22 protein-coding genes and 4 pseudogenes are annotated in these 23532 nt (G+C 34.7%); 19 read left to right on the top strand and 7 right to left on the bottom strand.

Annotated features, from left to right (window positions below; all coding sequences use genetic code 11):
• Nucleotides 1–55: 55 nt before the first annotated feature.
• Both JFU20_RS09525 and JFU20_RS09520 read right to left on the bottom strand, forming a co-directional pair.
• Nucleotides 56–1177 carry an anti sigma factor C-terminal domain-containing protein gene (locus JFU20_RS09525; RefSeq protein WP_201038563.1) on the bottom strand — a complete coding sequence of 374 codons (1122 nt, stop codon included), beginning with the start codon at nt 1175–1177 and terminating at the stop codon, nt 56–58.
• 5 nt (nt 1178–1182) lie between these two features.
• Nucleotides 1183–1668 carry an RNA polymerase sigma factor gene (locus JFU20_RS09520; RefSeq protein WP_002011219.1) on the bottom strand — a complete coding sequence of 162 codons (486 nt, stop codon included), beginning with the start codon at nt 1666–1668 and terminating at the stop codon, nt 1183–1185.
• Between the two features lie 136 nt (nt 1669–1804).
• Here JFU20_RS09520 and JFU20_RS09515 point away from each other — a divergent pair, with 136 nt between their 5' ends.
• Entirely contained in the window at nt 1805–2707 is a 903-nt protein-coding gene (locus tag JFU20_RS09515) for an AraC family transcriptional regulator (RefSeq protein ID WP_002166169.1), read from the top strand.
• Nucleotides 2708–2859: 152 nt separating this feature from the next.
• Here the strand turns inward: JFU20_RS09515 and JFU20_RS09510 are convergent, their stop codons facing one another.
• The gene (locus tag JFU20_RS09510) at nt 2860–4602 is read right to left on the bottom strand and encodes an ATP-binding response regulator (protein WP_002011223.1); all 1743 of its coding nucleotides are present in this window, start codon (nt 4600–4602) and stop codon (nt 2860–2862) included.
• A 9-nt stretch (nt 4603–4611) separates the two neighbouring features.
• Nucleotides 4612–5313 carry a response regulator transcription factor gene (locus JFU20_RS09505; protein WP_201038562.1) on the bottom strand — a complete coding sequence of 234 codons (702 nt, stop codon included), beginning with the start codon at nt 5311–5313 and terminating at the stop codon, nt 4612–4614.
• A 139-nt stretch (nt 5314–5452) separates the two neighbouring features.
• On the opposite strand from JFU20_RS09505, the gene JFU20_RS09500 reads away from it, so the two are divergent.
• The 7 genes from JFU20_RS09500 to JFU20_RS09470 all read left to right on the top strand — a co-directional run bounded on the left by JFU20_RS09500 (nt 5453) and on the right by JFU20_RS09470 (nt 12228).
• Nucleotides 5453–6301 carry a CPBP family intramembrane glutamic endopeptidase gene (locus JFU20_RS09500; protein WP_002166168.1) on the top strand — a complete coding sequence of 283 codons (849 nt, stop codon included), beginning with the start codon at nt 5453–5455 and terminating at the stop codon, nt 6299–6301.
• A gap of 1 nt (nt 6302) precedes the next feature.
• Entirely contained in the window at nt 6303–6659 is a 357-nt protein-coding gene (locus JFU20_RS09495) for a hypothetical protein (protein WP_002011228.1), read from the top strand.
• A 31-nt stretch (nt 6660–6690) separates the two neighbouring features.
• Complete coding sequence (locus JFU20_RS09490; protein ID WP_001006056.1) at nt 6691–6990, top strand: hypothetical protein; 300 nt, start codon at nt 6691–6693, stop codon at nt 6988–6990.
• A 222-nt stretch (nt 6991–7212) separates the two neighbouring features.
• On the top strand, nt 7213–8481 hold the full coding sequence (locus tag JFU20_RS09485; RefSeq protein ID WP_002166167.1) for a M48 family metallopeptidase: 1269 nt from the start codon (nt 7213–7215) through the stop codon (nt 8479–8481).
• 135 nt (nt 8482–8616) lie between these two features.
• Nucleotides 8617–10344, top strand: a complete 1728-nt coding sequence (locus tag JFU20_RS09480) for a methyl-accepting chemotaxis protein (RefSeq protein WP_201038561.1) — start codon at nt 8617–8619, stop codon at nt 10342–10344.
• 220 nt (nt 10345–10564) lie between these two features.
• Nucleotides 10565–11473, top strand: coding sequence for a DMT family transporter (locus JFU20_RS09475; protein WP_002166166.1), 909 nt, complete (start codon nt 10565–10567; stop codon nt 11471–11473).
• Nucleotides 11474–11550: 77 nt separating this feature from the next.
• Entirely contained in the window at nt 11551–12228 is a 678-nt protein-coding gene (locus tag JFU20_RS09470) for an S-layer homology domain-containing protein (RefSeq protein ID WP_002011235.1), read from the top strand.
• 66 nt (nt 12229–12294) lie between these two features.
• Here JFU20_RS09470 and JFU20_RS09465 read toward each other — a convergent pair.
• A pseudogene (locus JFU20_RS09465) lies at nt 12295–13627 on the bottom strand (IS3 family transposase).
• Between the two features lie 156 nt (nt 13628–13783).
• Here JFU20_RS09465 and JFU20_RS30165 point away from each other — a divergent pair.
• The 5 genes and pseudogenes from JFU20_RS30165 to aceA form a co-directional block, all read left to right on the top strand.
• A pseudogene (locus JFU20_RS30165) lies at nt 13784–13888 on the top strand (S-layer homology domain-containing protein); the annotation flags it as partial.
• A gap of 629 nt (nt 13889–14517) precedes the next feature.
• Complete coding sequence (locus JFU20_RS09455; RefSeq protein WP_002011291.1) at nt 14518–15168, top strand: S-layer homology domain-containing protein; 651 nt, start codon at nt 14518–14520, stop codon at nt 15166–15168.
• Nucleotides 15169–15531: 363 nt separating this feature from the next.
• Complete coding sequence (locus JFU20_RS09450) at nt 15532–16194, top strand: S-layer homology domain-containing protein (RefSeq protein ID WP_002011289.1); 663 nt, start codon at nt 15532–15534, stop codon at nt 16192–16194.
• A gap of 187 nt (nt 16195–16381) precedes the next feature.
• A complete protein-coding gene (gene aceB, locus JFU20_RS09445; RefSeq protein WP_002166160.1) occupies nt 16382–17971 on the top strand; it encodes a malate synthase A in 1590 nt (529 codons plus the stop codon).
• Nucleotides 17972–17996: 25 nt separating this feature from the next.
• Nucleotides 17997–19274, top strand: coding sequence for an isocitrate lyase (gene aceA / locus JFU20_RS09440; protein ID WP_002166159.1), 1278 nt, complete (start codon nt 17997–17999; stop codon nt 19272–19274).
• A gap of 136 nt (nt 19275–19410) precedes the next feature.
• On the opposite strand, the gene JFU20_RS09435 is transcribed toward aceA, so the two are convergent.
• The gene (locus JFU20_RS09435; RefSeq protein WP_002011284.1) at nt 19411–19905 is read right to left on the bottom strand and encodes a DUF6584 family protein; all 495 of its coding nucleotides are present in this window, start codon (nt 19903–19905) and stop codon (nt 19411–19413) included.
• A 275-nt stretch (nt 19906–20180) separates the two neighbouring features.
• Between JFU20_RS09435 and cspA the strand changes: the two genes are divergently transcribed.
• Entirely contained in the window at nt 20181–20384 is a 204-nt protein-coding gene (gene cspA, locus JFU20_RS09430; RefSeq protein ID WP_002011282.1) for an RNA chaperone/antiterminator CspA, read from the top strand.
• Between the two features lie 58 nt (nt 20385–20442).
• Nucleotides 20443–20671: pseudogene (locus JFU20_RS30160) on the top strand (hypothetical protein).
• A gap of 50 nt (nt 20672–20721) precedes the next feature.
• Here JFU20_RS30160 and JFU20_RS09425 read toward each other — a convergent pair.
• Nucleotides 20722–20907: a hypothetical protein gene (locus tag JFU20_RS09425; protein ID WP_002011281.1), complete on the bottom strand. Its 186-nt coding sequence runs from the start codon at nt 20905–20907 to the stop codon at nt 20722–20724.
• A 293-nt stretch (nt 20908–21200) separates the two neighbouring features.
• On the opposite strand from JFU20_RS09425, the pseudogene JFU20_RS09420 reads away from it, so the two are divergent.
• The 4 genes and pseudogenes from JFU20_RS09420 to lepB form a co-directional block, all read left to right on the top strand.
• A pseudogene (locus JFU20_RS09420) lies at nt 21201–21287 on the top strand (RNA-guided endonuclease TnpB family protein); the annotation flags it as partial.
• Between the two features lie 49 nt (nt 21288–21336).
• On the top strand, nt 21337–21918 hold the full coding sequence (locus JFU20_RS09415; protein ID WP_002011279.1) for a competence protein ComK: 582 nt from the start codon (nt 21337–21339) through the stop codon (nt 21916–21918).
• 334 nt (nt 21919–22252) lie between these two features.
• Entirely contained in the window at nt 22253–22846 is a 594-nt protein-coding gene (locus tag JFU20_RS09410) for a TVP38/TMEM64 family protein (RefSeq protein WP_002011278.1), read from the top strand.
• A 56-nt stretch (nt 22847–22902) separates the two neighbouring features.
• Nucleotides 22903–23466, top strand: a complete 564-nt coding sequence (lepB, locus tag JFU20_RS09405) for a signal peptidase I (protein WP_002011277.1) — start codon at nt 22903–22905, stop codon at nt 23464–23466.
• Nucleotides 23467–23532: the final 66 nt, after the last annotated feature.

Below are 23532 nucleotides of genomic sequence, written 5' to 3'. Positions count from 1 at the left end.
TAAAAAGGTTGTGTAGAAAATAGCTGCTATTTTCTACACAACCTTTTCATTTTCACTAATCAAACCAATTCCAAACCTCAATATCTCCAAGAGTCGCATAACGTACGTGCGGGGAGCTTTGTAATTTTAATAATTCTTTCGACGGCCCAGTAATGACAATGCCGTATACTTTTACGCCGTTATCTTTTACATATTTATAACGTTTATCTAAGTTCAGCTGACCCTCAGGTAGCATAGCAACTTTACTTACAGTTTTTTCATGCGCAGAAAGAATACGCATCATTTCAATAACTTTAGCCTCTTGTGTTTTCAGATTTTCTGTTTCATCATCAAGGAATCCTATATGTTCTGGAAATCCTATAAATTCGTCCCCAGATAGGATGAAATCTTCTTCGTTTATTCTTTCTTGTCCCGTATCTAAGGCGTACCATACAGGAGTTGGAGGGAGTTCTTGTGCTTCAAATACGCCATATAAAAGTGGTTCTAATTCCTGTAAAGTGTAAGGTTTGTCAAAAGATATTGCTACTTCTGCAACGGTTCCCTCATGTACCTTTGCAAGTGTATCCCAAACCTTTTTAGATGCTTCTTTCAAATAATCACCTTGTTTTATTTTTGGATGAACAAAGTGGATGTTCGGTTGATAGTGCATGTTCACCCAAGATTTATGTGTGATATTTAAAGAAGATAAGAAGCTGCTCGTTTCTATTGTACCGAGAGGCATTTCTTTTTTACCAATCGTTTTGACTAAATCAAATTGGCTGTTAGTTCGAAAGAAAGCTTCTACACTTGTTCCGCCCCCCATGACGCGGCTATTTGGGATAATTGCTTCAAGTGCAAGAGAAGGAACATCTCTTATTTCTTTTAGCCTTTTATCATTATTAGCTTGAAAGTAAAAGGCAGATAATACCCCGCCGATTATATATATAACGATACAAATTGCTAGTATAAAACCAACCGTTTGTAACCGATGTTTCCACTTAATCCTCCAAAAAGGAACTTTAAGATCTTTTGGCGGTAACCTTTTCTTAACGGCTTCGGTCTTCGCAAGCAACTCATCCAAATGCACTTCACACTCTTCGCAAGTCTCAATATGACTCTCTAGCTGCTCTTGTTCATCATGTGTGAGCGTTCCTTTTTCGTACTTCTCCCACAGTTTTTTGAATTTTTCACAACCCATCTGTATCACTCCTTTATGCTTTTCGTTTCTTTTCTTCCTCGGTGTAACTCAATTTTTACTTTTGCTAACGAGAGACCAGTCATTTCTGCTATTTCCTTATAAGAGAATCCGTAGTAATCTCGTAGTAGCAACACATTTCGTTTTTCGAGTGGAAGAGAGGATATACTTTGTAACCAACTAGCAATCTCATGTTTTACGAAATAAGAGTGTTCTGTACTTGGCACGTTTGGTAAGTGGAATTCTTTAATTTGCGTTGTTTTATACTTCTTTTCTTTTCGGTACCAATCGATAAAGGCGTTGTAGGCGATTGTAAATAACCACGGTCTAATTTCTTCTCCTTTATAATAGTCAATATGGACGAGCATCCGGTAAAATGTTTCTTGCATGAGATCTTCAGCACTATGAGAATCTCCGGTTAGGGAGAGAAGATAGCGAAATAAATCTTGCATATGCTCGGAGTAAATTTCTTCTAATGATTGACTTTGTTTCACTACATTTCCCTCCCTTCATACATAACAACGAAATACATATAAAAAAGTTACAATTTTTACAGAATTATAGTAAAAAACGTCAAGAATTGGATAGGATTCTCTTTTATCATAATACATATAAGGCGGGTGAACAGAGATGGAAAGCTATGAAACACAAATTCAAAGGTCAATTGATTATATTGAGGAAGATGTAATGGAAAAACAAACGCTGCGTAATTTAGCACGTGTTGCAGGTTTTTCTGAGTCGCATTTTCATCGTGTATTCCAGGCGTTAGTAGGAGATCCAGTAATGGAGTATGTTCGAAAGAGGAGGTTAGCCCGGGCAGCTTATCAACTTTCTCATACGGATGAAAAAGTTATTGATATCGCATTTGAGCATGGCTTTCAATCTCACGAAACGTTCACGAGAGCCTTTAAAAAATTATTTCAAATGACACCAAGTGAATATCGAAAACAAGAAATTGAAACACCGATGTATTATAGAGTGAATGTAAAACAAAGAAAATTAAATCCATATTTAGGGGGCATACAAATGGAATATCGTATTGTAAATAAACCAGAATTTTTAATGGCGGGTTATGAGCTGAAGACGACAAGTAAAGAAGGAAAAAACCATCAAGACATTCCAGCATTTTGGCAAGAATATTTACAAAAAGATCTTGGAACGACGATTCCGAATCGTAAAGATACGAGCCAATGGGTAGAACTTGGATTATGTACTGATTTTAATTTAGAAACAGGGGACTTCACTTATATTATCGGAATGGAAGTTACAGACTTTGAAAATGTACCAAATGCAGTTGCAAAGCGTACATTCCCAGCGGCAACGTATGCAGTATTTACAACGCCGAAAGTTCCTCATGAAGAAATGGTATCGTCTATTCATCAAACATGGAATGCAGTATTCTCAGAATGGTTCCCGCATTCAGGATATGAACATTGCGGAGTTACAGAGTTTGAACTATACGATGAGCGTTGCCATGCAGATAAAAGTGAGTTCGCTCAAGTTGAGCTTTGGATACCAGTGAAGAAGAAATAATAGAAAGAAAGACCGTTCAAAAGGTATTTTTGGACGGTCTTCTTTTATTAATAGGTTGCTACTATTGTTGTATTTTATAGTTAAGTCGATATAATTTCATTTACTAGCGCGCTGCTCCGAAAAGAGAAAGGTGCTTTATAAAAGCACCTTTTCTACGAGCTAAACGGAAACACAAGTATAATCGTCGTTCCTTTTCCAAGTTCACTAACAATGAAAATCGTTCCGTTATGGGCATGAACGAGCTGTTTTGTAATGGCGAGACCAAGTCCAGTTCCGATGTTGCTTTCTTCTGTATTCGTTCCTCTGTAATATCGCTCGAATAGAAGTTCTTTCGTTTTATCATCCATACCTTTTCCGTTATCTGAAATAGATAGTGTAAATGAATTTGCATTTTGCGAAAGTTTTACGATTACGTTTGTCGTTTCATTATTATGTTTTACAGCGTTTGCGAGTAGGTTTTCGATAATACGCTGGAACCATTTTTCTTCAATAAAATATTGGATTTTGCTTGAACTTGGCACGAATTCAATGTTTTGATTTTGTAGTGTCGGATTATTAATAAATTGTAATAGTACTTTTCGGACGAACTGATTAATTTCAACATTTACGTGTTGCGCAGGAAGAGTATCATTTTTTAATTGATATGTTAAGCTTAAGTCGTCAATTAATGTAGTCATATATTGAGATTTTTCTTTCATTACATGGCCAAATTGTTGAATGTCTTGATCCGTCCAATTATATTGCTTCGATTCTAGTAATAATGCATAGCCGTATATAGAGCTAAGCGGTGTTTTTAGATCATGTGTGAGACCGGTAATCCATTCTTCACGTGTTTGCTGCAGTACTTGCCTCATCGCATCATTTTTTTTGAGTGTAATAGAAAGGTGCTCTAGTGAACTAGTAACATCTCTAAACAAGCGAAATGACCATTTTTCTTTACCGGATCGCCTGAATCGAACTGGTTTTCCTTTTTTACTAACAGGTTCTTCATATTTTCCACCAGCGATATTTTTAAGCCAACGCATTGCGTGTAGTAAAGGTTTCCCAAACTTATTTCCGTACCAAATAGATAGAATGACTAAATAAACAAAGACGATAAGAAGGATTAATCCGCATCCGATTAGAAACTTCTTAGTAAATACATCCTCAATTTCGTCATCTGGGTAGTAGCGTTCATTTTTTGCTGTAACGACGAGAAGCTGACCGCTATTTGCATCGTAAAAGCTAGACGTGTTTTCTTTATGATTCCACGGTTCTTTTTCGTTAAGAGCAGTCTGTATTGTTGAAAGTGTTTTTTTCTTTCCAGTTGGATAGGAAAAAACCTCTTCGCCATTATGATTAAATATTTGCAGCGTTGCTTTTTCTTTAGAGAGTAACTGTTTTTCTTGTTCCGTTAATGTGAACGAATCTGTAGATACAGAAGGGTGTTCTTTCTGAATTGTTTTTAGTAATGCATTACTTTTTAACATACCGCCGTAAATAACAAGTACGTTCTTTTCTTCTACTTCAATTTCCCAATATGTAAATGTATAAGGGCTTTCTATATGATTCTGTATATGTGCGAGTAAAGATGTTTTTGTATAAGAAGTTGGGACATCACTTGGTGTATTAAATTGATAGAGGACTTTTCCGTTTTCTTCTACAATCTGAATCCAATCATTTTTCTCTTTAATTAAATCTTTTACTTCAGTTTTTAACGTAATATCGCCATCTTCTGAAGAGATATATCTTGAAATTGTAAAACTATCAGAATCCGGAATGTTAGGTTCGTATGAAATACTAGTAACAAGAAAAATTAAATAAGTGAAAGCAGCGACTACAGCAATAAGTAATGTAACTAAAACAAAAACGTGTTGCAGTATAAATTGGATGATAAGCCGTTTATTAAGATTCATATCGTCACCCTACTTTGTAATGAACTTATAGCCAAGTCCACGAACTGTTTTTATGTATTCTGGTTTACTTGGATCTTGTTCAATTTTTTCACGTAGTTTTCGAATGTGAACCATAACAGTATTATCATCTCCATTATAGGCGGGTGCTCCCCAAACTTTTTCATATAATTCTTCCTTTGAAAATACGTAGTTCGGATTCTCACAAAAGAATAGTAGTAGTTGAAAGAGTTGAGCGGAACATTCGACAACGTTTCCATCTACTGTTAGTTCCGCAGAATGTTGATCAATTTCAAATCTCCCAAAAGAAAAGGAGTATATTCTTTGTTCTTGTATGTTTTGTTTCATATGTCTTCGGAGTTGAGCTTTCATACGAGCGACTACTTCTAGTGGATTAAATGGTTTCGTAATGTAATCATCCGCACCGTATGAAAATCCGGAAATTTTATCTACATCAGATGTTTTTGCTGTTAGGAAGAAGATAGGGCAATCCGTTTTTTGGCGAAGGATTGGACAAATGTCAAAACCGGATTGTCCAGGAAGCATTACATCTAAAATAATTAAATCGTAATTGTTTTGCTCGGTGAGAGATAAGGCTATTTCCGTAGATGTTGCAGTTGTAATATGAGAAAAACCTTCTTTTTCAAGAATGGTAGTTAGTAATTGTAAAATTGCTGTTTCATCATCAATGAGTAGAATATTTGCGTGATACATATGAATCCCTCCTAATTTCCTCGAATATCATATCATCTTTTTGTAACTTATGGAATTTTTAAGGAAATTTTAAGGTTTTCTTTCACAAAAAATTAAGATTCAAATGGTATGATAAAAGTAACATGGGGAGGAGATGAGTGTGAATCCGTTTCAAACGATGCGAGCTAGATATTTTTTAATTGTATTTGCACTATTAATTTTAATAGCACGAAGCAGTAATGAATTGCTAGAAAGTACATTTCATATACAAAATTCATCTTTTATAAATATGCTTATATTTTATATCCTTCCAATAATATGGCTTTTTTACGGATATAGAAAGCATCGTGTTTCATTTTCATTATTTATTAATAGAAACGAAACATTTAACCTAGTGCAAGTTTTGTACATCGCGATTATGCTTTGTATGTTTAGTTACGGCTATCTTATTTTATATATGTACAGCTTTGCATGGATTACACCAGATTTTATTATGAATGCCTTGCATGAACCGATTATAGATAGTACCGGGGGATATGTATTTCAATTTATTAGGGTTGTATTTATCGCGCCTATTGTCGGAGAGTTTGTTTTTCGAGGGTTTTTACTGCAGCGTTTTGCAGCAAAATGGGGAACGAGTGTAGCGATGATTGCAGTGGCACTTTTATTTGCGATATTACATGTCGATTTTCTCGGTGCCGCCGTATTTAGTATCGTATTATCAATCGTATATATTCGTACGAAAAGCTTACTCATGCCAATTGCGATACATATGTTAAACAATACATTTGTACTCTGTGCATCTTTCCTAGTAAGTAGAGAAAAAATCATGAGTTTTGCAGATTTCTCATACTATACGACGTTCTTTCCAGGACTTATTATTTTTATAACGGGATTAAACTTAGTACTCATCTTTTTATTTGTTAACCGCAAATATTGGAGTAAAGAAATGCCAGCTATATATGTAGAGCAGGAAAAAATCTTTTCAGACGTAGTGGTGAGTAAATGAGATGAAGAAGACGATTGAAAAAATATTGAAAGACATTATAGATTCTACGTCTATTACAGATATGTGTGATAGAAACGTTTGCCATTGGCTTCAGCCTGTAGTAGATACGATTGTGTTTCCAGAGTATTACTTATTTTCTAGTACTCATTTAAAAGAAAATATTATTTCTCTTCTTATTGTGTTAGGGGTTTTACTAATATTTGGTCTAATTGTAGAAGAAATGATGAAGCGCATCTTCAGAAAAAATGAAGAGAAGTATATGTGGGTTCATAAAATATTCGTGAAAGTAATAGTGGCTTTCCTTTTGTTTTATAGTATGAAAACAATCATTTACTTTATAGCTTTGAAACATCATTAATTCGAAATTTGAAAGGGATGTATAAAATTATATGAATGAAACGATATCATCAAATAAGTTTTTTTATTTGATTGTACTGAGTTTAGTATTGATTACGACAGTAAATGTTGTTCTTCGCTGGGAGGAAGCTTACTTTTTTATGTATTTAGCGCTCCATTTATTAGGGATTTTATGCATAACGGGCGGAGTAGTTGCTGAGAAAAAGCATGAAGAAAGTATTAATTATATGTGTGTGATGGGTCTTATTTTACTTCTAACTGTACAAGGTATTATGAAATATAGTTCTTTTTCTTTGCAAGATTTTAGTTTGTTAATAGATGTACTTCCTTAAGAAGGATTTTAAGGACTATGAATATATACGATATGTAAAAGGCACTGGTTTGTAAGTACATTTCTTATACCAGATTATGAGCCGGTGAAACTCTTCTTGTAATAGAAGAGTTTTTTTATGTAAATTGAACGAGTTAGAACAATTATCACGATGAGCTTGTTCTAATTTTGAAAGTACGAACTTACAATAATAATAGACAGGCAGCATAGAGGAGGGAATAGCGTGAGGAAAGTTATTGGGTGGTCGCTTTTTTTGTACGTTGGGTTTGCATTACTTATATATTGGTATTTATTTGGATGGAATCATGAACTCATTCCGGACATGTATAAAGGAACGAGTGCAGATCCAGAAACTTTTATGAATGCGAGGGAGCTTACGCTAAGTCAAGATTATTCGCGTGTGAAAAATTTACTGTTCTTTTTAGCGACGCCTCTTGAATGGATTATTTTATTATTTGTACTCGTGCTCGGTATTTCAAAAAAGTTTGAGAAATGGTCGAAGGAAACGACCAAAATAAATGTCTTACAAGTTGCGATTTATTTCTTTTATTTATCACTACTAACAACAGTTCTTGCATTACCGATGCAATGGATCGGGCGTAAAGTGTCCGTTGATTACGGCATTTCCACGCAAAGTACACAAAGCTGGATAAAAGATCATGTTATCGATTTTTGGGTGAATTATGCGACTATGTTACTCATTGTTACAGTTCTTTTATGGCTTATCCGTAAATTCCCGAAGAGATGGTGGTTAGCAGGATGGGCGCTCTCTGTACCATTTACAATCTTTTTAACGTTCGTGCAACCTGTTATTATTGATCCACTTTACAATGATTTCTCGACGCTAAAAAATAAAGAATTAGAAACGAAAATTTTGACAATGGCAGATAAAGCTGATATTCCAGCTAAACACGTATATGAAGTAAATATGTCGGAAAAAACGAATTCGTTAAATGCGTATGTAACGGGAATTGGCCTTAACTCTCGCATTGTAATGTGGGATACGACGCTTAAGCAATTAAAAGATAAAGAGATTTTATTTATAATGGCTCATGAAATGGGACATTATGTTATGAAACATATATATTGGGGCGTTGGGAGTTATATTTTACTATCGTTTATAGGTATGTATGTAATTAGTCGAATTTTAAATTTGTGTATTCGAAAATGGGGAGATACGCTGAAAATTTCAAAAATGGCATGTTTCTCGATTTTACCTTTATTTTTCTTAATTTCCTCTGTATTATCTTTTGCATCACAACCAGCAACAAACTACGTTTCACGTATAGAAGAACGAGCGGCAGATCAATATGCTTTAAATATGACGAAAGATGGGAAGTCTGGTGTGAAAACTTTTCAATATTTATCAAAAACAAGCTTAAGCCAAGTGAATCCGCCTGCGTTAGTGAAATTTTTCTTATATACACATCCACCAATTTTCGAAAGAATTCATACGTTTGAACAATATGAAAAACAAAAAAACAAGAAGTAGCGATTATGCTACTTCTTTTTTATAGAAATATAAGTTTGGTATTGGGAATATTTATCATTGCTTTTTATTGTGATTTTGTAAATAATAAGCTATAAAATTCTAAAAATCTATATATAAAGGAATAAAGGTGGAAATATGTATTTTTTACAAAATTTAAAAGTGAAACATAAATTATTCTTACTTATCTCATTAGCAGTTTTGGGCATGGCAATTATGAGTTGTGTAGCAATTAATTCTATTAATAAGATTAAGCACGATACAGAGGTTGTAGTAGATGATTATCAAAATTCTGCAGTTTTATTAGAAGGAATGCTTCGTACACAAAATTCACTAGAATATAACTTACTAGAATTAATTAAAACGTCACAAAATGAGGGGACAAATAAAGAAGGGATTATTGGTAATGTTGAAAAGGATCTTAAAAAATATGATTCTTTATTAAAAGAATATGATGATGGCGTTAATTTAAGTAAGCAAGAGGATGAGCTGTTTCAGAAGATGAAGAAATCTTTGCCAAGTTATATGGAGACATATAAGAAGTTGTTTGACAAAGTAAAGGGAACAAATGAATCTCAAATGGTAAACGAATTTCAAAAGGACTTAAAACCGAAGGGAGTAGAGTTAGCTGGTTATGCTGTAGATTTAGAAGAGTATGTTTCAAATTTAGCTGACCAAGTATTTAAAGATTCTCAAAAAATGATAGATCGGTCCGTTATTACCTTTATCATTCTTGCAGTAGTTACTACAATCATTATATGTATAGTAAGTTATATTATTAGCAAACTTATAGTTGCTCCTTTACAAACGGTTAGTCGTATGATGGAAAGAGCAAAAGAGGGAGATTTAACTGTACATGGTGATTATAATGCTAAAGATGAATTAGGTATATTAGTAAGTGATTTTAACGAGATGATTGCAGGGCTAAGAACAAATATGCAAGAAGTAGAGAATAATATTCAGCTTTTATTCCAACATGCAGACGGAGTAGTATCTGCATCAGAAGTATCTAGCGGTGCAGCAAAGAAAATCACTATGGATATTGAAGAAGTTGCCAATGGCGCAGAGAGCCAAATGCAAGCAATGGAACAAACTGCGGGTGCGATGGAAGAGTTGACACAAGGAATGCAGAGCATAGTGAATACATCATCCTCTGTAAATGAATTGTCTGCTCAATCAGCATTAGATGCAGAGAGTGGTAACAAATTAATGAAACAAATGATTCAACAGATGGATACAATCCAAAATTCAGTACATAGCGGTGTGAAACAAGTAGAGACTATGAAAGAACAATCAGAAGAAATTGTTAAAATCATTGATGTTATGCAAGGTATTACCTCTCAGATTAACTTATTAGCATTAAATGCCGCAATTGAGGCTGCACGTGCTGGAGAAAGTGGTAGAGGATTTGCAATTGTGGCAGATGAAGTAAGAAAATTAGCAGAACAATCTAGTGATTCTGCAAAACAAATTGAGAAACTTATTATTCAAGTTATGGGAACAACGAACCATACGGTACATATGATGGGGAAAGTAGATACTGAGGTGCAGGCAGGTACTCAAGTAGTAATGCATACAGAAAAAGTATTTGGAACAATTACAGAAAAAGTGCAGCAAGTATCTGAGCAAATTCAAACGGTATCTATGTCTACAGATGAAATTGCAGCGAGTAGTGAGGAGATTTCTGCTTCTACAGAAGACATGGCGCAAATTTCTCAAAGGTCATCTGATCGAACTGATAGGGTAAAAGAGTCTATTCAACAGCAAGAAAAATCAGTTCAAGAAATCTCAGTTTCAATTGAGCATCTGCATAGCGTAGCAGGAGGATTAAAGCAGATTGTTTCACAATTTACTCTTCAAAAATAGTATATTTAAGTTTATATATAGTGAAATTCCTCTGAATAAATAGCAAAAAAATCATCCTTTATAAGAAATAAAGGATGATTTTTTTTATTATGAAGATTTGGTGTGAATTCTACTTTTTACATTCTATTTTTTTACAGTTTTTCAATTGTGATATATAATGATATGTAATGTTTTTAGAATTTTTAGTTTATAAAGAGATGATTGTAGGGGGAGGAGAAAATTGTTTCATTCAAAATCAATGCCGGCTATAAAAATGATCCTTTCGATGTCTATTTTCGGATCGATTGGATTTTTTTCTGTCCAAACGGGTTTACCATCTTTTGAATTAGTATTTATTCGTTGTATTTGTGCGACTTTATTTTTAACGCTATGTTGGTTTGCAACAGGACAATATAAAAATGAGAAATGGAATAAAAAAGAAATTGTACAAATATTAGCGTGTGGCGTATTTCTCGTTTTTAACTGGGTGTTTTTATTTAAAGCGTTTGAACTCATGTCGATTACAATTGCGATTTCAGTGTATCATCTCGCTCCAATTATCGTATTAATGATCGGTAGTATCGTATTTAAAGAGAGGCTAACAGTATTTGCTGTTATGTCCATTGTTATTTGTTTTATCGGCACAGTGTTAGTAGCTGGAGTGGATGGTAGTATGTCGCTTGAGAAATTAATGTCATCTGGAATGGTATGGGCACTTCTTGCGGCTTTATTTTATGCTTTTACCACGTTACTAGGAAAGGGGATTCAGCATACGAGTGCATATGCGATGACCTTTTTACAAACGTTTTTAGGCATATTTTTATTGCTACCATTCGTAGATTTCGGACATTTTCAAGGATTAACAGAGATGAACTGGATGATGATCACAGCGACAGGTCTTATACATACTGGGTTTGTATATTACTTATTTTTTGACAGTTTAAGAGATTTACCGACGAGACTTATTTCTGTATTAGTGTTTTTAGATCCTGCTGTTGCAATTTTGTTAGATACGATCTTTACCGGTTTTAGACCGACTAGTATGCAAATTGTAGGGATTATTCTTATATTTGTAGGAATGGCGTTTACTTTTCGAAAAACGAAGGATGAAAAAGTGGTGGTAAAAGAAAATACGTATTATGAAGTGTGAAAAATTACCTCCTATCGTATTGGGAATTTTCTTATTTTTTGTACAATATAAAAGTAGGAAAATAAAGGAAGAGGCGGATGAGAGAGATGAAAAAGTTATTAAAGATAGCGACATCATTAACTTTAATAGGGGGGATATTTGTTAGCGGTAATATTGTTTCAGCAAATACAGATGGAATTCAACAATCTCCACCTCCACCTGATATTATGCTAGAATTTGATGATTTAGCAAATGATCATTGGGCTTATAATGAAATTATGAATTTAGTATATCACCGTATTATGTATGGATATGGAAACGGTAAGTTTGGGGTAGAAGATAATATAACACGTGAACAAGCAGCAGCAGTACTACATCGCGCACTCAATTTAAAAAGAAGTCCATTTGAAGAGAATCCATATGGAGATATTAGTGGGAAATCAACAATGTTCCCTTACGAAATTTTACATTTAACAAGCCTTGGTATTTTTAAAGGAGACGAAAATGGTAATTTCCGTCCGAAAGCAACATTGACTCGTGCAGAATTAGCACAAATTTTAACGAAAGCATATACGTTAAAAGCAAAGCATCCGCATACATTTACAGATATACTAGAAAACTACTGGGCAAGAGATGCAATTAGTGCATTGCAGTCTAATAAAGTCGTGGTAGGAACCGGAGATGGTAAGTTCGAGCCTGAAATGCTCGTTACACGTGGGCAATTCGCTAAGTTTTTACAACAAGCAATTTATAATTCACCAGGGAAATGGGAATAAATAAGAGTATAAAAAAAGTACAAGTAGATTAATCTGTACCCTTTGTAAAGGACATTTTTAAAAAAGTTAGGCAACATCAAGAAGATGATTTCTGTATCCAACAGGAGTCATCTTTTTTAAATTCCATTGATATCTATAGTGATTATAGTACGTCATATATTTCTTAATCTCTTGTTTCAACTCAGTAAAAGACTCGCAAGGTTTTATATGTGCTTCATCTTTCAGATGACCAAAAAATGATTCTTGTGGAGCGTTATCCCAACAGTTCCCTCTTCTTGACATAGATTGTCCGAGCTTTAGCTTTTTGACTAATTTTTGGTAGGTAGGGCTTGTGTATAGTGGGCTCCTTGATCTGAATGAATATATGCACCTTCAGTCAATCGAATCCTCTTATTCCGTTTTAGTTTATGAAGAGTTGTTGTTACGAGGTCTAATGTCATCTGTTCTGAAACATGGTAAGCTAAAATTTCATTGGTTGAGCCGTCTAAAATTGTAGATAAATAAGCTCTTTTATTCTTACCGTAAACTAAATAAGTGATATCTGTAAGAAGTGTTTTTCCTGGGGTGTTTTGTTTAAATTCTCGATTTAATTGATTCGGCACTACTCGATGTTCTTTTGAAGCTTTCAGCATTCTTTTATAAGGATTTGCTTTCCGAATCGGACAGACAATCTCATATTTTTTCATGATTCTACGGATACGCTTTAAATTGTAGACAACTTGAAAATGACCCACCAATGTCATTTTTATTTGACGAGCCCCTTTCTTTCGATTTCTAAATCGAAGTGCTTTTAATATGATTTCTTTCACGATTTCATCTTGATTGTTCTTTTGTTTCCGTTGTTCTTGAGATGAAATGGAAAAATAATTATAGTATCCCGAACGGGATACACCAGCTACTTTACACAAATAACTCACCATATTTCTTAAGTTATATTTTATGATGACAGAACGAATCAGGATATATTTCTGACTAGGTGATAAAGTTATTTCCTTCTCATCCTCCCTTCCATAAGTTTGATCTTTTTTAACAATTCATTTTCTGCCTTTAGTAAGTTCCGTTCGGCTTCTAAACGAGCATACTTCTCTTCTAACGTAAGCTCTCTCTCAAGAGTTCTTCCCGCGTTTTGGCGTGTATCTCGCAAACCAAATACACCATTTTTTCTGTAAGCAGCACGCCATCTACTTCCTGATGACATAATTCGTTTCATTCCAATCATATCTATATCAAAACCACATTCTTCAAAAATATTTCGAGGTAGTTTTCCTTTCTCATTTTCCTCAATAAAAATACGCTTAAATTCATCTGTATAAGTGATACCTTTCTGACTTACAGATTTTATGTAGGGGTTATTTGATAGAATTTGAATGTCTCTTTCTGTAAATAGCTTTTTTGTCATTTTGAACTTTCTCCGATCCCAATTTTCTCTCATTATACAAGAAATACCCTATAGAATAGACTTTTTTTTCAGTGTCTATTCTATAGGGTACATTTTAAATTATACTTGTACTTTTTTGTCTGAAAGATGAAGTTTTTAGAAATAAAGGTTTTCTAAGTGAAAGAAAAACATACATTTACTGACATACCAGAAAACGATTGGGCTAAAGATGCGATAAGCACCTTACAATCTAATAAAGCTATAGTTGGAACTGGTAATGGTTTATCCCGCTATTTGTGGGCAGTAAAACTCCCGCCTCAAAATTCAGGTGGAGCAAAGAAGTTAGGTGGGAGCCCTGCTGCCCGTAAACGCCCGATTGGTGAGAGCCAATAATCAGTGGGGGATGAGCAAAACCCCCACTGATTAAAGTTTCACTTTATTTGAACGAGAAAAACTTGTAACCCGTGAACAGTATGCGAGGTTCTTAAATAATGCAATTCATAGATTCTACGCAAACGACTAATCTATGAAGCTCGAAAAAAGCGCAAATATGATATTTGCGCTTTTTTTGTCTATAAAGTGAAATTTTTATAAGTGAAGGACTTGATTAGTAGATAGTAGAATATTGTATATATAACATCTTTGCAAAAGCTTTTGTTTATCCTTTTTGAAAATCAAACAGAGAAACTAGAGCGCAAAGATGAGAATATATCTTCAAATGATTTGCATGCAATTCAGAATACCAATTGGAATTGAGAGCGAATTGGCTCTCCTAGTAATCTTCAAAATAATAGATGTTAAAAATGCAATATATTACATAGGGCTTGCAAATACAGCATATGTAATATGGGGAAAGAATTTAGTCTATTATGTTCCACTTTTAATAAAGTGGAAATGAAGGAGCGAGGACTATGAAGAAAAAAATGTTCCGTATAATGGCGGCAGCGACTATTATGGGTGGATTATTGGTAAGTGCAAATGTTCCTAACATAAAAGCAGAAGAATATCCTGAAATGATTGTATTTGACGATGTCCCAGTAAACCATTGGGCATATGATTATATTCTAGATGCGGCATATAATAAAATTATGCTAGGTTATGGAAATGGAAAGTTTGGTGTAGGTGATAACGTAACACGTGAACAAGTGGCGGCAATACTGTATCGCGCACTTAATATAAAACATGAAGGACCGTTAAAAAATCCGTATAATGATATTTCTGAAAGATCAACAATGTTTCCAAATGAAATTTTAGCATTAACAGAACGCGGTATTTTTAAAGGTGATGAGAAGGGGAACTTTAGACCTAGAGAAACAATAACACGTGCAGAAGTAGCGCAAGTTCTTACACAGACATATTCCTTTGAAGTGAAGCAACAGCATACATTTAAAGATGTACCAAATAATTACTGGGCGAAAAATGCAATTAGTGCCTTGCAATCTAATAATGTCATAGTAGGAACAGGAAATGGAAAGTTTGAACCGCATAAAATTGTAACACGTGAGCAATATGCAACATTTTTATATAAAGCTATTATTAATTTTCATTTGAAAGATGAATAACATGAAACGGAAGTTTTTAAAAATATAGTACAAGAAAAATAAAATTATATTAATATATCATATCTCTTTAAAAAAAAGCGCGGAAATTACGCGCTTTTTTCTTATTTTAAATTGTTTATCTGTATATTTATTCTGCTGTTCATAGTTCGGCGGTTAGTATTTATGGAAAAAAACAGGTTAATTATAGTTACTTTTTATGAGGAAAAAGTATGATTTAGTAACTTTATTGTTAATTAAGTATAAAGATAAGTATATGAAATACAGTTCACAAATTAGACAAACATTATATGGATAAGTGTATTGTTACTTTTCCATAAATTCTTTATATTAGAAAAAAATATGTTTTTTTAGGGAGAGAATACAGTGAAGAAAAAGATTTTAAAAGTAGCAACAGCTTTAACAATTATGGGTGGAATTGGGTTAAGCGGACAAGGTACTACAGCAAATGCTGAAGTAGCTGTGAAACAACAACAAGCTGCTCCTGTTACATTTAAAGATGTACCAGCAGGACATTGGTCTTATGAAGCAATTCAAACTTTAGCAGAACAAGAAATTATGCTTGGTTACGGAAATGGCGTGTTTGGTTTTGGGAATAATGTAACTCGTGAACAAGTAGCTGCTTTAATTTATCGTGCACTGGATCTTGATGAAGAATTTGGTGAAGATGAGGTATTAGAAAGCCCGTATAATGATATTGTTGATGATAACTCAACGATGTTTCCTTTTGAAGTTTTAGCGGTAACAGAATTAGGTATCTTTACAGGTGACGAGAATGGAAACTTCAGACCAAAAGCTACATTAACACGTGCAGAAATGGCACAAGTTCTTACAAGAGCATTTGGGTTAAAGGTACAAGGACCAGCAGGATTTAAAGATGTACCAAAGGGACATTGGGCAGAAAATGCGATTAATGCAGTAGGTTCAAATGGTATTTCAGTAGGAGATGGAAAGGGTAACTTCGCTCCGAACATGAAAGTAACACGTGAACAATATGCGCAGTTCTTATTTAATTCAATGTTTAAATAAATAATAAAAAAGGAGCCGGTGTTGTATAACACCGGCTCCTTTTTTATGTGTAATGCCGGTGGAAGAATACAGTTTTGTAAAAAAACCATTAAATTTTCAAAAAAACTTCCTTTTCTGAAGATTTGTTATATAATATAAAACATAAAATCAAATCTGTTATAAGACAGTTTAAGAAGGGGATGCTAATATGTCGACGCAAACTTCACGGGTTACACTGGCCGGAGAAATGTTACCAGCGTACAACGAAATATTGACACCTGAGGCGCTTAGTTTTTTAAAGGAACTGCATGAAAATTTCAATGAACGCCGCACGGAACTTTTAAAAAAGCGTGTGGAGAAACAAAAAAGAATTGATGCAGGGGAGTTTCCTAAGTTTTTAGAAGAAACAAAGCATATACGTGAAGGGGATTGGACAATCGCCCAGCTTCCGAAAGATTTAGAGGATCGCCGCGTGGAGATTACTGGGCCGGTGGATAGAAAGATGGTCATTAACGCTTTAAATTCAGGAGCACATCTTTTTATGGCAGACTTTGAAGATTCGAATGCACCAACTTGGAGAAATGCTGTCGAAGGTCAAATTAACTTACGAGATGCGAGTAAGGGAACGATCTCACATAAAAATGAAAACGGAAAAGAATATCGTTTAAATAGTAAAACAGCTGTATTAATTGTGCGTCCGAGAGGGTGGCATTTAGAAGAAAAACATATGCAAGTTGACGGCAAGAACATGTCTGGCAGTTTAGTAGATTTTGGCTTGTACTTTTTCCATAATGCAAAGGTGCTTTTAGCAAAAGGAAGTGGCCCGTACTTTTACTTACCGAAAATGGAAAGTTACTTAGAGGCAAGATTATGGAATGACGTTTTCATATTCGCTCAAAAGTATATCGGCATTCCGAACGGAACGATTAAAGCGACTGTGTTAATAGAAACGATTCACGCTTCATTTGAAATGGATGAAATTTTGTATGAACTAAGAGATCATTCTGCTGGTTTAAACTGCGGACGATGGGATTATATATTTAGTTTCTTAAAGAGCTTCCGTAATCATAATGAATTTTTACTTCCGGATAGAGCGCAAGTCACGATGACAGCGCCGTTTATGCGCGCGTATTCTTTGAAAGTTATTCAAACGTGTCATCGTCGTAACGCGCCAGCAATCGGAGGGATGGCGGCGCAAATCCCAATTAAAAATGATCCAGAAGCAAATGAGGCTGCTTTCGAGAAAGTGCGTGCTGATAAGGAGCGCGAAGCTTTAGACGGTCATGATGGGACTTGGGTTGCCCACCCGGGACTTGTACCGGTTGCAATGGAAGTATTTAATCACATAATGAAAACGCCAAATCAAATTTTTAGAAAGCGTGAAGAAATACGTGTAACAGAAAATGATTTATTAGAAGTACCGATGGGAACGATTACAGAAGGTGGTCTTCGCACGAATATTAACGTCGGTATTCAATATATTGCATCTTGGTTAAGCGGGAGAGGAGCAGCTCCAATTTATAACTTAATGGAAGATGCGGCAACAGCGGAAATATCAAGAGCACAAGTATGGCAGTGGATTCGTCATGAGGGTGGAAAGCTAAGTGATGGCCGTAATATCACTTTTAAATTGATGGAAGAATTGAAAGAAGAAGAACTAGCAAAAATAGAAAGAGAGATTGGTCAGGAAGCATTTAATAAGGGGAGATTTGAAGAAGCTACAAAACTGTTTACAAACCTTGTTCGTAATAACGAGTTCATGCCGTTTTTAACATTACCGGGTTATGAAATTTTATAAGAAACAAGAAAAGGGGATGGAACATATGAAAAACGAAAGAATTGATAAATTGCAGGAAAGCTGGGAACTAGATACGCGCTGGAAAGGGGTAACACGTCCATATACAGCTGAAGATGTAATTCGTCTGCGCGGATCGATTGATATTGAACATACGTTAGCGCGCTGCGGTGCAGAGAAGCTTTGGAAATCACTTCATACAGAAGATTATATTAATGCACTTGGGGCATTAACAGGAAACCAAGCGATGCAACAAGTGAAGGCTGGATTAAAAGCAATTTATTTAAGCGGTTGGCAAGTAGCGGCAGATGCGAACCTTTCTGGACATATGTATCCTGACCAAAGCTTATACCCAGCGAACAGTGTGCCAGCTGTTGTAAAACGAATTAACCAAACACTTCAACGTGCTGATCAAATTCAGCATATGGAAGGTAGCGGTGATACGGATTATTTCGTTCCAATTGTGGCGGATGCTGAAGCTGGGTTTGGTGGACAGTTAAACGTATTTGAATTAATGAAAGGGATGATTGAAGCGGGTGCATCTGGCGTGCACTTTGAAGACCAATTATCTTCAGAGAAAAAATGCGGGCATTTAGGCGGAAAAGTATTATTACCGACGCAAACAGCGGTGCGTAATTTAATTTCGGCACGTCTTGCTGCGGATGTAATGGGTGTACCAACAATTATCGTCGCAAGAACAGATGCAGATGCGGCAGATTTAATTACGAGCGATATCGATCCAGTTGATCAAGAGTTTATTACAGGTGAAAGAACGCCAGAAGGGTTTTATCATACGAAAGCAGGTCTTGATCAAGCAATTGCACGTGGTTTAGCGTATGCGCCGTATGCAGATCTCGTTTGGTGTGAAACGTCGGAGCCAAATTTAGAAGATGCAAAACGCTTTGCGGACGCAATTCATAAGAAATATCCAGGGAAGCTACTTGCTTACAACTGTTCCCCTTCTTTTAACTGGAAACAAAAATTAGATGAAAAAACGATTGCAAGCTTCCAAAAAGAAATTGCATCGTACGGTTATAAATTCCAGTTCGTAACGCTTGCTGGATTCCATTCATTAAATTACGGCATGTTTGAATTAGCGCGTGGTTATAAAGAGCGCGGCATGGCAGCGTACTCTGAATTACAACAAGCAGAGTTCGCAGCAGAGAAATACGGTTACTCTGCAACGCGCCATCAACGCGAAGTAGGAACAGGATACTTTGATGAAGTAGCACAAGTGATTACAGGCGGTACTTCATCAACGACTGCTCTAAAAGGATCCACAGAAGAAGAACAGTTTACGAAATAAAGGTATAAGTAGGTGCCCCAAAAAATATTTTTGGGGCACTTTTCTTATTTATTATTACGTCGCTGACATTGTTAAACTTTGTCGGAAAGTTGATGTAATTTTATTTGTCGTCGTATTGTGGGACGTTCACTTCTATTTAAAATATCCAATCCAATATAGTGAATATACCAACGATAGCAGTAAAAAGAAGGAATGCGAATAATGATAGACAGCCCCATGTAAATAGTTTGTCTTTCCATGTTTCTTCATAATCATCAATTAGTTCCTCTATCACTTTTTTCTGCAATGGCTGTAAGGGACGTTCGGTGTGTAGTCCTGTAATAATGTTACGATCTCCTTTGAATTTTAAAGCACGTACAATATGATAAGAGTCGTTTCCCATCGATTTTTCAAATTGTAGACAGGCCGCGTGCATAACATCTGTTTTCTCTTTTTCAAGATACCAATACCGTCCAGCCATTTCTGGGTATTGTAATGTAAAGTAAATGTCACCGAGTTTTTTCCTAAGTGCTAATTCATTCGGATAAGTAGTGATTAATCCGTGTAATCTATCTCTTGCTTTTCCAAGGTTGTTATTTTCAATATCTTTTTCAATTCTCTTTAATGTTTTTTTAGGGATTATTTCTGTCATACACGCCTCCTTATTAGAATAGGTGTGGTTATATTTTATAAGAAATACTAAAATTTAGAAATTTTATTTTTAAAAAGATTGTACATTCTATTTTAAGTGTGTTATGATAATACCAGTTGAATAATTAAATTAAGCAATCCATATATTATCAAATGCCGAAAACAAACGGGAAAAAGTATGTGAGAACTAGTTTATGTTTCGAATTTGATAATGTGTGGATTCTTTTTTTATACATGAAGACTAAATAAAATGTATTTTCGTAGGAGGAAATAATTATGACAGTTACAGGACAAGTAAAATGGTTTAACAACGAAAAAGGCTTCGGTTTCATCGAAGTTCCAGGCGAAAACGATGTATTCGTACATTTCTCTGCAATCGAAACTGATGGTTTCAAATCTTTAGAAGAAGGCCAAAAAGTTAGCTTCGAAATCGAAGATGGCAACCGTGGACCTCAAGCTAAAAACGTAATCAAACTATAATTTTATAGTTTATTATAGAAAAAAGGATGGCTTATGCCATCCTTTTTTTGTTGTTGAGATATACGATATTTATATTAGTAATAAAGACAGCCTAAAAAGTACGATTGAAGAAATAAAGGCGTACTCGAAAACTTATGAAAATGATAAAGTGACGGTAATTGATTTGAGGAAGTCTCATTCTCGGTATTTAGATCAAGAACCATATATAATCATAGTACAGGTTGAAAGAGATACAGAGAATCTTGGAAGAAAAAATAGTAGGTTTTTTTGAGGATGAAGAAGAATGAAGGAAATGGTAATCAGTATGTAAAAAGGGCTTTCCGTAAAGGAAGGCCTTTTAGTGTTCTTTCACAGCTTTTTTCTTTTCACGTTTCTTGCATTCTGGACATTTAGATTTACGAAAAGGCTTCGCGAAGAACAGTAAAATAAAAAATAAACCGAATATAATACTCGCTGAATTTTTTACGATAACAATGCTACTATTTTTCATTTGAATTGTTGGATGATCTTGCTTTTCTTCCATGAGAGACCTCCATATATTTGATTTATATTTTAATTATAGCAAAATTAATTGCTGTAATTATATGAAAAGGGGAATGTGTTAAACATATTACAAATGATATAAATTCTTTTTTCGTATATAGAATCCTCTTTTTATACAGATTATTCTTTTGATATCCATATATTGTTATTAACGTATTTGTATTATATTTGATTTATTATAAGTATTTGTAAAGAATCGCAGAATGTAAACCATTTCCTTTTCGTAGGTGCTACTATAAAAGGGAAATGAAGAAGGGAAATTAAATAGCAATCGAAAATTTAAAAAAGAGAGGTGAAAAATCTGTTACTAACAAAAGAGCGAGTATAGATAAAAATATTCTTAGCGTGCAAAAACTACATACTCTAAGGATATACATTTGCCTATATTTGTAGTAGCAGACAGTAGACTATGGAAAGTAAAGTAGAACGTTATGTCGAAAACTATGTTGTAAGCAAAAATACAATGGCCTTACTTCCTGTTGTTCTAGGAGAAAAGAAAGTTGTTACGCGAATTGTAGAAATGGAAGATTCTTTTTTCGTATTTCAAAAGCCTCTTGATATTATAGAGAGAAGTTGCCGGAAGCATGGTTCTAGTTTCTTTGGAAGAAAAGAAGGAACGAAGGAGTTAACTCGTATTACACATAAAGCTCCTATCGCAATTAGCCCGACAGATCAACTTTATTTTTTCCCTACGTATTCTTATTCTCGAAAAGAGTGTGCGTGGTTATCTCATTTTCATATTGAAGATAATAAAGAATTAAAAGATGGAAATCTTATTATTAGATTTATAAATGGTTTCGCTGTGAAACTAGAAATGTCAAAAAGTAGCTTTGAAAATCAGCAAAATCGTACAGCGAAATTACGGACAGAGTATGAAGATCGTAAGAAAAAACAAGGAAATCCTTGCTTTAAAGAGATTGATAAAAATGAAGAATCTAAATTAACACCAGCATATGAGAAAGTGTATTTTGTGAAGGAAGGCGAAGTGTGAGAGGGAAAGGATGGGGAGACTCATCCTTTTTATTTGTCTGTTTTTGTCGGAAAGTCGATAAAAATCAAATTGTGGTCGATGTATTCAGAAAATCACCAGTGTAATTTCATTTACCGAAAAAATCATCAAAAAATATTGTTTCTCAAACAACCAAACGTACAACAAACCTTGTCGAATATTGAAAGATTATCATAGCATAATAATGAAGGAATTCTAGCGAATGATATGGAAACTTTAATAAATACATCTCCATATGTCGTATCTACCATTTCCTCTTTCATTTAAGCAATGATACAGTAGAGGTAGTAATTAGAGTAAAGGGGTAAAGTGTAGAATGGATTTTCAAACGATCAAAGAGTATTTTTCACCAGAAAATATGGATCATATTGTTGAAAGTTATCGTGCATTCGGACCGCTTCTCGGTATTGGCTTACCGATGATAGAGGCGCTTATTCCGGCATTGCCACTCATTGTGTTTGTGTTGGCGAATGCTGTTGCATTTGGTTTTTGGTTCGGTTTTCTTTATTCATGGATTGGGTCAGTAATTGGTGCAATGCTTGTATTTTTCATTATTCGTAGCTTTGGAAGAAGTCGTTTCTTTTCTTTTGTAAATAAGCATGAGAGAGTGCGAAAAGCGATGGGATGGATTGAAAGAAAAGGGTTCGCGCCAATCTTTGTTATATTTTGTTTTCCGTTCACACCATCTGCGCTTATAAACGTTGTAGCTGGTTTATCTCGCATTAGCGTAAAACAGTTTGGACTAGCATTAGCATTTGGAAAGCTTGTTATGATCTTTATTTTAACGTATATCGGTCATGATTTAGTGTCATTTATTCATAAGCCGGTGAAATCGGTTATTGTGGGCGTTGTTATTTTTATTTTATGGTATGTCGGTAAAAAAATTGAAGTAAAGTTAGAACTACATTAGGAAAAGTCTTCTTTGTAAAGATAAGCTTCATCATTAAAGGGCGAGGGGAGAAGCGAATGAAGAAAACTTTGAAAAAAGAAGGGCTAGAGTGGGTAAGAACAATTTTAATTGGTGTACTATTAGCTGTATTTTTTCGAACGTTTTTCTTTTCAACGTACGTTGTAGAGGGGAAGTCAATGATGCCGACATTGCAAGATGGAAATATGCTCGTTGTGAATAAGGTGAGTTATCAAGTAGGGGACTTGAATCGATTTGATGTCGTCGTTTTTCATGCGAATAAAAAAGAGGACTATGTAAAGCGAATTATCGGTTTACCTGGGGATCATATCGAATATAAGCATGATAAATTATATATAAACGGACAATTCGTGGATGAACCTTATTTAGAGACGTATAAGAAAGAGACAAATGGACGGCAATTAACAGGCGATTTTAAACTAGAAGAGTTAACGAAAGAAAAGTTTGTACCACCCGGTTCTATTTTTGTAGTTGGTGACAACCGCCTTGGTAGCTGGGATAGTAGGCACTTCGGCTTTGTGAAAGCTGATACAGTTGTCGGTAAAGTTGATTTACGATATTGGCCGATTCAAGAGGTACAAACGAATTTCTCAAAAGGCTGATATAATAAAATGAAGTATAAGGAAAAGACAAACGAGTATGTTTGTCTTTTTTATCGTCCTATAATA

Source organism: Bacillus sp. TH30, from assembly GCF_016650875.1.
GTDB classification, from domain to species: domain Bacteria; phylum Bacillota; class Bacilli; order Bacillales; family Bacillaceae_G; genus Bacillus_A; species Bacillus_A mycoides.
This window is presented reverse-complemented; position numbering and strand designations above follow the sequence as displayed.